The 11,606-nt window shown below is 68.3% G+C and carries 12 protein-coding genes and 1 tRNA gene; 2 read left to right on the forward strand and 11 right to left on the reverse strand.

Annotation, left to right across the window (positions count from 1 at the left end; genetic code table 11):
* Positions 1 to 338: 338 nt before the first annotated feature.
* The 5 genes from K2X24_RS24345 to K2X24_RS03940 form a co-directional block, all read right to left on the reverse strand.
* A complete protein-coding gene (locus tag K2X24_RS24345) occupies positions 339 to 458 on the reverse strand; it encodes a hypothetical protein (RefSeq protein WP_366934434.1) in 120 nt (39 codons plus the stop codon).
* Complete coding sequence (locus K2X24_RS03925; RefSeq protein WP_292494863.1) at positions 440 to 754, reverse strand: MAPEG family protein; 315 nt, start codon at positions 752 to 754, stop codon at positions 440 to 442. Before K2X24_RS03925 ends, K2X24_RS24345 begins: the two co-directional genes overlap by 19 nt.
* A 129-nt stretch (positions 755 to 883) precedes the next feature.
* Positions 884 to 1,171, reverse strand: a complete 288-nt coding sequence (locus K2X24_RS03930) for a hypothetical protein (RefSeq protein WP_292494865.1) — start codon at positions 1,169 to 1,171, stop codon at positions 884 to 886.
* 820 nt (positions 1,172 to 1,991) lie between these two features.
* Positions 1,992 to 3,611: a gamma-glutamyltransferase family protein gene (locus tag K2X24_RS03935; RefSeq protein ID WP_292494882.1), complete on the reverse strand. Its 1,620-nt coding sequence runs from the start codon at positions 3,609 to 3,611 to the stop codon at positions 1,992 to 1,994.
* 100 nt (positions 3,612 to 3,711) lie between these two features.
* On the reverse strand, positions 3,712 to 4,776 hold the full coding sequence (locus tag K2X24_RS03940) for an SDR family oxidoreductase (protein ID WP_292494867.1): 1,065 nt from the start codon (positions 4,774 to 4,776) through the stop codon (positions 3,712 to 3,714).
* A gap of 97 nt (positions 4,777 to 4,873) precedes the next feature.
* On the opposite strand from K2X24_RS03940, the gene K2X24_RS03945 reads away from it, so the two are divergent.
* The gene (locus tag K2X24_RS03945) at positions 4,874 to 5,251 is read left to right on the forward strand and encodes a helix-turn-helix domain-containing protein (protein ID WP_292494869.1); all 378 of its coding nucleotides are present in this window, start codon (positions 4,874 to 4,876) and stop codon (positions 5,249 to 5,251) included.
* 99 nt (positions 5,252 to 5,350) lie between these two features.
* Here K2X24_RS03945 and K2X24_RS03950 read toward each other — a convergent pair whose 3' ends face one another.
* The 6 genes from K2X24_RS03950 to K2X24_RS03975 form a co-directional block, all read right to left on the reverse strand.
* Positions 5,351 to 6,304: a glyoxylate/hydroxypyruvate reductase A gene (locus tag K2X24_RS03950; RefSeq protein WP_292494871.1), complete on the reverse strand. Its 954-nt coding sequence runs from the start codon at positions 6,302 to 6,304 to the stop codon at positions 5,351 to 5,353.
* 119 nt (positions 6,305 to 6,423) lie between these two features.
* Positions 6,424 to 6,499: transfer RNA gene (locus tag K2X24_RS03955), tRNA-Phe, on the reverse strand.
* Positions 6,500 to 6,605: 106 nt separating this feature from the next.
* Entirely contained in the window at positions 6,606 to 6,827 is a 222-nt protein-coding gene (yacG, locus tag K2X24_RS03960; RefSeq protein WP_292494872.1) for a DNA gyrase inhibitor YacG, read from the reverse strand.
* Positions 6,824 to 7,474, reverse strand: a complete 651-nt coding sequence (locus K2X24_RS03965) for a Maf-like protein (protein WP_238277424.1) — start codon at positions 7,472 to 7,474, stop codon at positions 6,824 to 6,826. Before K2X24_RS03965 ends, yacG begins: the two co-directional genes overlap by 4 nt.
* A 219-nt stretch (positions 7,475 to 7,693) precedes the next feature.
* Complete coding sequence (locus K2X24_RS03970; RefSeq protein ID WP_292494876.1) at positions 7,694 to 8,341, reverse strand: TadE/TadG family type IV pilus assembly protein; 648 nt, start codon at positions 8,339 to 8,341, stop codon at positions 7,694 to 7,696.
* Positions 8,342 to 8,345: 4 nt separating this feature from the next.
* Positions 8,346 to 8,840: a TadE/TadG family type IV pilus assembly protein gene (locus K2X24_RS03975; protein ID WP_292494878.1), complete on the reverse strand. Its 495-nt coding sequence runs from the start codon at positions 8,838 to 8,840 to the stop codon at positions 8,346 to 8,348.
* A 337-nt stretch (positions 8,841 to 9,177) separates the two neighbouring features.
* Here K2X24_RS03975 and K2X24_RS03980 point away from each other — a divergent pair.
* The coding region (locus tag K2X24_RS03980; RefSeq protein ID WP_292494880.1) for an ATP-binding protein at positions 9,178 to 11,606 on the forward strand (2,429 nt) is incomplete at its 3' end.

The raw sequence follows: 11,606 nt of genomic DNA on the forward strand, positions 1-11,606 counted from the left end.
ACCCGGCTCGGGAACGAGGGCTCACCCCGCCCACGCTCCGACCTCGGCCGAGAACGAGTTTTTCAACAAAATCGACCGGATGCAGAGGGTCGGACGGTCGGTTCCCGATCGCTGCGTGAAATGGACCCGTACGACTGGCTTGGGTGGATTTTTGCCGGGCCGCTTTCGAGCAGCGCGGTATTGAAGCAGACATCGCCTTTCAATCGGATCTCGACCATCCTTCAAATTCTGAAATTATGGATGTCAATAATATTGACCAAGGCAATAAATGTTCAATTACCGCCGAGCTGTTGATGATTATCTTTGTATAATTTTTAAATCATTTTTTAGGATAAACTTTATGAAAGTCCTACCGAAATCAGAGCCGGATGCGCCGCGATGCCGAGAAAGGCGAGGAAGTTGGCTGTGAAAACTTGCCCGCGCAGTGGGACGTTGTCTGTCAGCGTTTGAGCCAGCATATGGGCCAAGCGCCCGGCGACGAAGGCCCGGCCATCGCGACGTCGAACCGCGTCACCGCGTCTAGCGCGACGAGACACGCGATACACGCGACCCAGAGGATTGGCAGTTCGAACTGGTTCGCGAGATTGCGGGTGACCCGCGCAATGTCCAGCGGCTCACCGCTTCCAAGTATGAAGGCGTCGTACCTTACGTCACCTCGTCTCACTGCCAGCGTCCTGGCAACCGTCAACCAAATGTAAAGTGCCACCATCAGCCCGATCTGGGCGACGACCGGCTGGAGGATGTAGATTCCCATGGCTGACTCGCTCTACCTGCGGGTTCCTAGAGCGCTTTCCGACCGAGTGGATGCCAGGCGGCCGCAAAAAAGCGCGTCATGACAAAGGCCTAGAGCCGCCGGCCTGATGCAATCAGGTCGGATACGGCTCTAGGTCGGGCTGTTGGCGCGCAAGAAGGCTACCCTGGAGTGGGCATGCATCACACTCGTCACGAGGAGGCGGGCCGGCTTCCAGAGCAGGCCGAGCGCTAGCACGTACAGCCCGATCGCCAGGGTCGCGATGCCTGGGCTCTGCAGGAGGTATTCCACGGCAACCGTGACGTAGACCAATGTCGAGACGACGGCGGCGCGCCTGTCGATGATCAGGCCTGCCAACCTCACGGCCAGCTTGAGGACGATGACCGCGAGCGCGACGAAGGCCTTATCCATGAGCTTCATCTGCCTGGCATTTACCGAAGGCCGGCACGGATGGATTTCGGTCGGTCAGTATTTGGGCAGGGCAGCCGTTTAGGGCTGATGACATTGCTACGCCTGCAGCTCGACACAGATGGCAAAAACTACAAATCGCCACCGCGCATCACTTTGCAAAACGCAAAGGACGCAAAAAGGCCTCCGATAGCAGCAAGCAAAACCTCTATAATCCCAAATCCAAATAAAGAATAAATTGCGGCGGCGATCCCAGAGCCAACGAATGGCATACAAAACTCGCGCGTTATAGGCCACCGCGAGAGTGAAATGTGAGCGACATGAAGACAGATGAATGAAAATAGAAAGTTAAGTTTCCAACTTTCTATAAATATCCGACGGTTTACGTAAGCCCATACGTCTATTATTGCAAAAAAATAAGGAAATAGAAAAAAGGTCATTGCCAAAATAAATACAAAAGGAATGGAAATCATCGCGGCAACGATCAATGGCCCGACAACAAACGAAATTATTGAAGCGGGAAATTCAATTCTAATTTTTGACAACGATCTCAATCGACTTTCTCGCATTCACACAATCGATCTGGCAACAGGCCGATTTAAGGGCGATTTCCAAAAAATCATAAGGTGCTTGGACCAACCCAAGCCAATATCCTTAAATAATCGATGAATGACCGCATTCTGGAAGCGCCTAAGGCAATCCGCGTGGCTGGGTTGGGTCAGAGGCGGAACGTCCGATCCATTTTGGAAGGCCAAGGCCTGACCGGATTGCGACCGGTCGCCGACCCCGCGAACGCGTCCGAAGCGTTCCGACGATCGACGACCGGCAAACCTCACCAGACCGAGACTTGCCCATCCCGCCGGGGATCGCTGGCGCCGACATAGCCCTCGGTGCCGGGGTCGCCCATGCGCCAGATGAACTGGCCGGCGCCGAAATCCTGGTAGCTGTCCTCGATCACGTCGACGCGGTGGCCGCGCTCCACCAGGCCCTGCAGGGTCGCGGCCGGCATCGCGGCTTCCGCGTTGATCTCGAGGCCGGCGTTGAAGCGCCAGCGCGGTGCGTCGCAGGCGGCCTGCGGGTTCTGGCCGTGATCGATCATCCGCACCAGGGTCTGCATGTGGCCCTGCGGCTGCATGTTGCCGCCCATCACGCCGAAGCTCATCACGGGCGCGCCGTCTTTCGTGAGGAAGCCCGGGATGATGGTGTGGAAGGGCCGCTTGCCCGGTGCCACCACGTTGGGGCTCGCCGCATCCAGCACGAAGCCGTAGCCGCGGTTCTGCAGGGACAGGCCCCATTCGGGCACGACCACCCCGGAGCCGAAGCCCATGAAGTTCGACTGGATGAAGCTCACCATCATGCCGGATTCGTCCGCGGCCGTGAGGTAGATCGTGCCGCCGCGCACCGGGTTGCCGGCGGCGAATTCTTGAGCCCGGCGCGGGTCGATTAGTTTCGCGCGCGATGCGAGATAGCCTGGGTCGAGCATCGCCTCCGGGGTCACCGCCATGCTGCGGGCGTCGGCGACGTAGCGGTAGGTGTCCGCGAAGGCGAGCTTCATCGCCTCGATCTGGAGGTGCTGCGCCTCCGGCCCGTCCGGGGCCAGGCCCGCGAGGTCGAAGGATTCGAGGATGCCGAGGGCGATCTGGGCAGCGACGCCCTGTCCGTTCGGTGGGATCTCGTGGAGCGTGTAGCCCCGGTAATCCTTGGCGGTCGGCGTCACCCATTCGGGCCGGAAGGCGGAGAGATCCGCCATCGTCATGGCGCCGCCATGCGCCGCGGCGTGCCGGGCCATGGCCTCGGCGATCTCGCCCTCGTAGAAGGCGCGCCCCTTCGTCTCGGCGATGGCCCGCAACGCGCGAGCGATGCCCGGCAGGGTCACGCGCTCGCCCACATGCGGAGCGCGCCCGTGGGGCAGGAAGGTCTCGGCGAAGCCCGGCTGGCGCACGAGGTCGGCCACCTTCGCGGCGGCGGCCCATTTCTGCTGCACCACCACCGGCGCGAGGTAGCCGCGCTCGGCAATCGCGATGGCGGGCTGCAGGAGATCCGCGAAGGGCAATTTGCCGAAGCGCTCGCTCAAGGTCACCCAGGCGGCGACGGCGCCCGGCACCGTGACGGAATCCCAGCCCCGCATCGGCGGCCGCTCGGCCGCCCCGTATTTCCGGGTGAAGTAGTCCGGGGTCCAGGCCGCCGGCGCCCCGCCCGAGGCGTTGAGCCCGTGCAGCGCCTTCCCGTCCCACAGGATGCAGAAGGCGTCCGAGCCCAGCCCGTTGCTGCAGGGCTCGGTGATGGTCTTGGCCGCGGCCGTGGCGATGGCGGCGTCCACCGCGTTGCCGCCCTGCCAGAGCATGCGGATGCCGGCTTGCGCGGCGAGCGCGTGCGAGGTCGAGACCATGTTGCGGCCGAAGATCGGCATCCGCACGGTGGGGTAGCCGGTGGTCCAGTCGAACGGCTTCATCGGATCGGGGTCTCGCGCATCGAGGGATCGGGCGATGATGGCGTCGAACGGCGCGGCCGCCAAGTCGAGATCCCTTACGCCGAGGTGGGATGGGCGCGCGTCAGGGAATGACCCGCTCGGCCCGCAGGCGCGCGAACAGGTCGAAGAACGCGTCGTCGGTGGCCTGGTAGTCGAGGAAGCCGAGGCGCCGGCTCTTGCTCATGTCGGTGACGACCTCGATCGGCCGGCCGAGATCCGCGTCCGTGTGCCAGGCCGAGGCGAGGCGCCCGAGATCGGCCTCCTTGAGGCCGTGCCGCGCGGCAATCTCGGCCCAGAGCGGCGCGGCCCCGTCCATCTGCTGCGCCAGGGGCAGGATCGTGCCGTCGAAGGGCGCCGGCTCCACGCCGAACCAGTCGGCGATCCGGCCCCACATCCAGCTCCAGCGGAAGACGTCGCCGTCGACGATGTTGAAGGCCTCGTTGCGGGCCGCCGGCGTGGTCGCGGCCCAGGCGATCTGGCGCGCCAGGATGCGCGCGTCGGTCATGTCGGTCAGCCCGTTCCACTGGGTGGCCGAGCCGGGAAAGCGGAACGGCCGGCCGGTCTCCCGGCAGAGCGTGGCGTAGACGGCGAGCGTCACGCCCATGTTCATGGCGTTGCCGAGCGCATAGCCGATGATGGTGTGGGGCCGGTGCACGCTCCAACCGAAGCCGTCCCGCGCGGCGGCGGCGAAGACCGCGTCCTCCTGCGCGTAGTAGAAGTTCTCGACATCGAGGCGATCCTGGTCCTCGCGGAACGGGGTCGCCGGCAGCGTGCCCTTCCCGTAGGCCTCGAACGGCCCGAGATAGTGCTTGAGGCCCGTGACCAGGCCGACATGCTGCACGCCGCCGTTTGGCCGCAGCGCATCGAGGAGATTGCGCACCATCGCGCCGTTGACGCGGATGTTCTCGGCCTCCGTCGCCTGGCGCAGCCAGGTCGTGACGAAGACGTCGGTGGGGCGGACCTCGGCCAGCGCGGTGTACAGGCTTTCCGGGTCGAGCAGGTCGGCGGCCACCGGCGTCACGCCGGGCAGGTCGGTCGGCGGGCGCCGGGCCAGCCCGGCCACGGACCAGCCCTCCGACACGAGGTGCCGGGCGAGGTTGTTGCCGACGATGCCGCTGACGCCGGCGATGAGGGCCGTTCGGGTCATGAAAGTCTCCGTCTTGATCTGAGGCGGACCTATGGAGAGAGTCCGCCCCCGACCAGACGGCACCGTTCGGGGTCATAGGCACGGGAAGGTAACCACGATGGAGAGGCTGAGCGCGGACGAGGCGTGGCGCGAGGATTGCGCGCCGCGCCGGGTGCTCGAACTGTTCGCCACGAAGTGGACGAGCATGGTGCTGCACACGCTCCATGCCCGCCATGCCGGGTGCGCCCGCACCGGCGTGCTCCAGCGCAGCCTGCCCGGCATCTCGAAGAAGATGCTGACCCAGACCCTGCGGGACATGGAAGCGAGCGGCCTCCTCACCCGACAGGTGGCCGGCACGGTGCCGCCCGCGGTGGAGTATCGCCTGACCCCCCTCGGCGCCCGCTTCGTCGAGCCGGTGGAGATGCTCTACGCCTGGGGCCGGGCCAATGCCGACGCTCTCGACGACCTGAAGCCCCGGCCGACGTCGCGGCGCTAAGCAGGTTCGCCTTCGCAAGCCAACGCTTCACTCTGCTTGGCTTTTTGATATGTCGCAGGTTTTAGCCGCAAAACCGGCGACCACTTTTGCGAAATCTGCTTAGTAGCCGCGCGCGCGGTCGACGCCGACCGGCACCGTTCCGGTCTCGCGGAAAGACCGGATTGCGGCCGCCACGATCGCCAAGGCGGAGGCGCGACTCGTCGGCGCCGCCACGTGGGGCAGGATCGTGACGCCCGGATGGTCCCAGAGACGGTGGCCCGGCGGCAGCGGTTCGGTCGCGAAGACGTCGAGGACGGCATGGCCGAGATGGCCCGAATCCAGCGCCGCGATGAGGTCGTCCTCGACGACATGGGCGCCCCGCCCGAAATTCACGAGGCCAGCACCGCGGGGCAGGCGCGCGAAGGTGTCGTGGCCGAGAATGCCCCGCGTCTCGGCCGTGAGCGGCAGCAGGTTGACGAGGATGTCGGTCCGCTCGAGGGCGCGTGCCAGCACGTCCGGACCCGAGGCGACCGCGACGCCGGGGCAGGCCGCGCCGGAGCGGCTCCAGCCCTGGACCGGGAAGCCGAGGGCGCGCAGGACGGCCGCCGACGCGCGCCCCATCTCACCCAGGCCGAGCAGGGTCACGGTGCGGTCCTGCGCCGGGCGCGCCTCGTGCTGGATCCAGACATGCCGGCGCTGCTGATCCGCATAGCGCGGAAAATCCCGGTGGAGGTGCAGCACCGCGGCGGCCACCGCCTCCGCCATGGCGCCGGCCAGGGCCGGATCGACGAGGCGCAGCACCGGCACCGTCGGCAGCGTCGCATCGAGGAGCAGGCGGTCCACGCCCGCCCAGAGGCTGTGGATCCAGCGCAGAGCGGGCATCCTTGCGAGGGCGCCGGGCGGCGGGTTCGCCACGATGGCGATCTCGGCCCCGCGCACCGCTTCGGGATCGTCCGGCCTCGCCAGAGTCTCGTCCGGCATGGCCCGGCTCAAGGCCTCGCGCCAAGCCGCCTCGTCCGCCGGCTCCAGGCTCGTGACGAGCAGGAGCGGGGGCCGTGTCCGATCGGGCGCCATGCGGGTGGTTCCAGAGAAGAGAGCGGCCGGGGGAAGCCGGCCATACGCCTCCGCTATGCGTCGTCAGGATCGACGCATCCGCAAGACGTCGGGAAGACTGGAAATGCTCAGGAAAAGAATGGTGCCCAGGGACGGAATCGAACCGCCGACACTGCGATTTTCAGTCGCATGCTCTACCAACTGAGCTACCTGGGCCGCCGCCGGTTCGCGTGAGCGGCACCGGCTGGAGCGGGGGTATAGGGGGTGGATTGCGGCCTGTCCAGCCTTGTTCGAAAGAGTTTTCGGACGGCCGGCGCGGGCTTCAATCGCGCGTGCGCGACGGTCCCGCCGAGCCCTCGGCGTCCTCGTCCTCGTCCTCCGCGGTGGGGATGGCGTAGCGATCGGTGAGCCAGCGACCGAGGTCGACATCGGCGCAGCGCGCCGAGCAGAACGGGGTGAAGGCCGGCACGGGAGGCTTGCGGCAGATCGGGCAGGGATCGGCCTTGGGCGTGCGGCGGGCGGGTGTCGGATCGGAGGGGCTCACAGGGGCTGTCCCCAGCTCTGGCGCACGGGAAAACCCTCGCCCTCGAGGAGGCTCAGGGTCTCGTAGAGGGGCAGGCCCACCACCGCGCTGTGCGAGCCCACCAGCTTGACCACGAAGGCGCCGGCCAGGCCCTGGATGGCGTAGCCGCCGGCCTTGCCGCGCCATTCGTCCGAGGCGAGGTAGGCGTCGATCTCGCGCGCGGAGAGCCGCTTGAAGCGGACCCGCGTCTCCACCACCCGCTCGCGCCGGGCGTCGCGGGGCGAGAGCAGGCAGATCGCGGTGTAGACCCGGTGCTGACGGCCCGAGAGCAGGCGCAGGCAATCCGCCGCCTCGTCGGGCAACTCGGTCTTGGGGAGAACGCGCCGTCCCACGGCCACGACGGTATCGGCGGAGATCAGGTAGGCCTCGCGCATGTCGTCGCGCCGCCGCGCGGCGGCGCCCGCCACGGCGAGCTTCTCGCGCGCCAGGCGGCGGGCGAGTTCGCGCGGCGTCTCGGACTTGTGCGGCGTCTCGTCGATGTCGGCGGGCAGGAGCGCGTCGGGTTCGATGCCCGCCTGCTGCAGCAGGGCGAGGCGCCGGGGCGAGGCGGAGGCCAGCACGAGGCGGGCGCTCCGGACGGGGCCGGCGGGGTCTTCGGTCTGGGTCACGTGCGAGCCGTCATGCGCGGGTGCTGCATCCTGTGGAGCTTCGAGGAACGGCAGTGTCCCGCGCGCCGGACGGTGCCGGTCCGGGCGGGCGATGCCGGGAGCCATCGTCCGGCGCGACGCGGCGCCCCGGAGCGGCGGGAACCTAACGGAAAGCCCCGGGCTTGTGAACGCGCCGTCCGGCCCGGATGAGCGTCATCGTCCGTGGGATCGGTAAGGCCCTCAGCGCACCGGGCAGGGGGGGCCGCCCGCGATGAGGATCTCGGGGCTCTGGCTGGCGAAGCGCCGGCCGTACCGGACCGGCCACAGGGTCTTGCGCGACATGGTGAACCCCGCAGCACCCGTTCCGAGGAAGACCGAGCCCGTCACGGGCGCATAGGTCGCCGAGACCTCCACGAGGAGGAAGCGCGCGCCCTTCGGCTGCACGCTGTCGGCCGTCTCCGTCGGCGCCGGGCTGCCGGGCAGGTGCAACGGGGATCCCGCCGCCGAAGCGCTGGAGCAGACCTGCAGGAGCCCCGTCTCCGCATCGCCGACGACGCCGACCGCACTCACCGTCATCCGGACGCCGGCGCTGCCGAACGGCGCCATCAGGATGGGCGCCACCTCGAAGATGTCGCTGGATTCCGACGGCGTCGGCGCATTCCGCTGCGAGAAGGTGTCGCCCAGGGTCCGGGACAGGAGATCGAGCTTGCGGGCGTAGCGCATGGCCGTGGCCAGCTCCACGGTCCCGAAATAGATGAGCAGCAGGATCGGCGTGACCAGCGCGAATTCCAGGATGGCGACGCCGCCCTCCGCGCGGGCGAAGCGCGTGCCGGCCCGTCCGCCGGGACGGCGGGCGCGGCGCGCGAACGGGCGGGAGGCGTCGCTCATCGTGCTAGCAGGCGGCGCTGCTCGTGGAATTGCCATCGAGCTGGAGCACGGCGGTCGCCAGGATCAATCGGCTGCCATCGCTGAACTGGTCCTTCACGATGCCGAATCTCTGGAACGTCTGCTGCGCCAGGGCGGCCTGCACGACGACGACGCTGCCCTTGCGCAGGCACCCGTGCTGCTCGCCGAAGCCGGCGCGCCACGTTCCCGTGCTGGCATCGATCGGAGCGGTGTTGTCGATGGCGCCGAAGCTGTCATAGGCCGCGATGTCGAGCTTGAGCCTGGCGCAACTCACGAAGGGGGACACGTTCCGGCAGATTTCGTCGCGAACGCTGGCGGCCAGGGTCTCGGGAGAGGCCTGGGCCTGGACGTAGAACTGCCGCATCGACGAATCGAGGCCGTTGTCCAGGGCGGACGAGACCCAGTAGACCAGCGCGCCCTCCAGGATGAAGAAGATCAGAATGAACAGCGGGAACAGGATCATGGCGAATTCGACCGCCATCGCCCCGCGCTGATCCGCACCGAACCGCTTCGTCAAAGAGCGGCGCACCGCCGACGCCAGGCTGCCTCGTCGCGAAATCGCCGCCGGCGAGAGTCGATTCAAGGGCGAGGCGAACATGTCACATGAAGTCTCGGTTATACGTTCTATCAAGCCTGGGTTGGCAGTGTTCGTCCGATACAACCCGAATTAATCCCGCTCTGTAGGCCAAGCCTACGACACTCCATTTAATTTTTTGGCAATGGAGCCTATCGCGACGCCAGGCGCAGACCGGGTCCGCGCGGCGTGACGACACGCCGGTTAAGCGCACAGTGAGGAAGCTCGCCTACGCTCGGCATCCATGAGCGACCCACGCCCCGCGTCCCGTCCCGTCCGCAGATCCCGCTTCGCCGCGCTGGCGGTGGTGCGGTCGCTGGCCGCGCGGCTCGCCCTCACGGTCCTCGGCTCCGTCGTGCTCGCCCTCACGGCCGCGACCGCCTTCTCGCTCTGGCAGGAGGTGCATCGCTACGCGGACACCAAGCGCGAGACCCTCGGGACGATCGCGGAAATCTTCGCCGCCGCCAGCGCCCGGGCCGTCGATGCCGGGGATGCGGGCCGGGCGGCCGCGACCCTCAACGCCATCGGTCGGCATCCGGGCCTCGTCTACGCGGGAATCGAGCGTCCGGACGGCTCCATCCTGGCCGATCGGGGCCTCGCGATCCGCCTGGAGAGCGACATCGATCTCGGCGAGGGCGGCTCGCCCTTCCGCCTCCTGTTCGGCCGGACCGCCCAGGTCCAGGCGCCGATCCTGGAGGCGGGGCGCCGGGTCGGCACCCTGGTGCTGGTGGCGGACACCACCGACCTGCCCGCCAACGTGCTGGGCCTCCTCAAGGCGTCCGTCCTCGGCTGGCTCCTGGCGCTCGGCTGCGGCGTCGCCCTGTCCTACGGCCTGCAACGCGCGATCACGCACCCGATCGCCTCGCTGGCCGAGACCATGGACGGGGTACGCGAGAGCCAGGACTACGCCCGTACCACCCGCATCGTCCGGGACGACGAGGTCGGGAGCCTGGCGCGCTCCTTCAACGCGCTTCTCGGAGCCTTGCGCGAGCGCGACGGGCGCCTGGCGCAACACATGGAGCACCTGGAGGACGAGGTCGCGGCGCGCACCACCGACCTGCACACGGCCAAGGAGGCCGCCGAAACCGCCAACCAGGCGAAATCGACCTTCCTGGCGACCATGAGCCACGAGATCCGGACCCCGCTCAACGGCATGCTGGTCATGGCCGAACTCCTGGCCGAGGCGGACCTGCCCGAGCAGCAGAAGCGCCACGCGGAGGTCATCGCCCGTTCGGGCCAGAGCCTGCTCGCCATCATCAACGACATCCTCGACTTCGCGAAGGTCGAGGCCGGCAAGCTGGACCTCGAGCGCGTTCCCCTCGACCCGGCCGAGATCGTCGACACCGTGGTCAGCCTCTTCGCCGAGAAGGCCCGCGAGTCCGGTCTCGATCTCGCCGCCACACTGGCGCCCGACGTGCCGGACCGCGTCCTCGGCGATCCGGTCCGCCTCGGCCAGATCCTCGGAAACTTCGTCAACAACGCCCTCAAGTTCACCCACGCCGGTTCGGTGCGCGTGCGCCTGGAGCGCGGCCCGGCGGAGACCCTGCGTCTCAGCGTTCGGGACACCGGCATCGGCATCGCGGCCGACAAGGTCGACAGCATCTTCTCGGCCTTCTCGCAGGCCGACCAGTCGACCACCCGCCGCTTCGGCGGCACCGGGCTGGGGCTCTCCATCGCGCACCGGCTGGTGCACGCCATGGGCGGACGCATCGGCGTCGACAGCCGCCTCGGCGAGGGATCGACCTTCTGGGCCGAGGTGCCGCTGGAGGCCGCCGAGGCCGTCTCGCGCCCCGTCCCCCAGCGGGAGGCGAGCGTGGCGCCCTTCGTCGTCGTGGCGACGGCCGGGCCGGCGACGGGGGACACCTTGCGCGAGGGGCTCGCGGCAGCCGGCTTCGCTCCGGTCGGCATGGGGGCACCGGAAGCGTCCGGCGCGCACTGGATCGTCGACGCGGCCACCTTGGCGGAACTCGGTCGGCGCCCCGGGCCGGAGGGCCGCGTGCTGGCGCTCGCCCGCTTCGGCGAGCCCGACGGCGCCCGTGCCCTCGGGGCGGGCTGGGCCGACGCGCTCCTGACCTGTCCGATCGTCCAGGCGGAATGGCGCCGGACCCTGGCCGCCCTGGCGTCGGGGACCTCCTTCTCCGCCCAGGCGCAGTCCGGCCCGGGGCCGGCCGCATTGCCGCAATTCCCGTCCGCGCGGGTGCTGGTGGCGGACGACAGCGCGGTGAACCGCGAGGTCGCCCGCGCGGCACTCGCCCGCTTCGGCATTACCGCGATCGTCATGGTGGAGGATGGCCAGGCTGCCCTGGAGGCCTCCCGGAGGGGCGGGTTCGACCTCGTGCTGATGGATGGCAGCATGCCGGTCCTCGACGGCTACGCGGCGGCGGCCGCGATCCGGTCCGAGGAGGGGCTGCGCGGCGCCGGACGCCTGCCCATCGTCGCCCTGACCGCGCACGTGGTCGGCGCGGCGGCGGAAGCCTGGCGCGCCGCCGGCATGGACGGAACCCTGACGAAGCCCTTCACCCTGCGCGCCCTCGGTGACACGCTGCTGGGCTTCCTCACCCCCGGCGGCGCCTCGGCGGAACCGGACCCGGCGAGCCAGGATTCGGCGAGGCAGGATTCTGTGAGCGAACACCGCTCCGCTATCGGCCCGTCGGAGGACGCGGATCTCCTCGA

It is taken from the genome of Methylobacterium sp., assembly GCF_019750675.1.
Lineage (GTDB): Bacteria > Pseudomonadota > Alphaproteobacteria > Rhizobiales > Beijerinckiaceae > Methylobacterium.

Bases quoted from the DNA above. Each gene is read 5' to 3' on its own strand.
- K2X24_RS24345 (WP_366934434.1), bottom strand. From the start codon at position 458: ATGCTGGCTCAAACGCTGACAGACAACGTCCCACTGCGCGGGCAAGTT.
- K2X24_RS03925 (WP_292494863.1), bottom strand. From the start codon at position 754: ATGGGAATCTACATCCTCCAGCCGGTCGTCGCCCAGATCGGGCTGATG.
- K2X24_RS03930 (WP_292494865.1), bottom strand. From the start codon at position 1,171: ATGAAGCTCATGGATAAGGCCTTCGTCGCGCTCGCGGTCATCGTCCTC.
- K2X24_RS03935 (WP_292494882.1), bottom strand. From the start codon at position 3,611: ATGAAGCCGTTCGACTGGACCACCGGCTACCCCACCGTGCGGATGCCG.
- K2X24_RS03940 (WP_292494867.1), bottom strand. From the start codon at position 4,776: ATGACCCGAACGGCCCTCATCGCCGGCGTCAGCGGCATCGTCGGCAAC.
- K2X24_RS03945 (WP_292494869.1), top strand. From the start codon at position 4,874: ATGGAGAGGCTGAGCGCGGACGAGGCGTGGCGCGAGGATTGCGCGCCG.
- K2X24_RS03950 (WP_292494871.1), bottom strand. From the start codon at position 6,304: ATGGCGCCCGATCGGACACGGCCCCCGCTCCTGCTCGTCACGAGCCTG.
- K2X24_RS03970 (WP_292494876.1), bottom strand. From the start codon at position 8,341: ATGAGCGACGCCTCCCGCCCGTTCGCGCGCCGCGCCCGCCGTCCCGGC.
- K2X24_RS03975 (WP_292494878.1), bottom strand. From the start codon at position 8,840: ATGGCGGTCGAATTCGCCATGATCCTGTTCCCGCTGTTCATTCTGATC.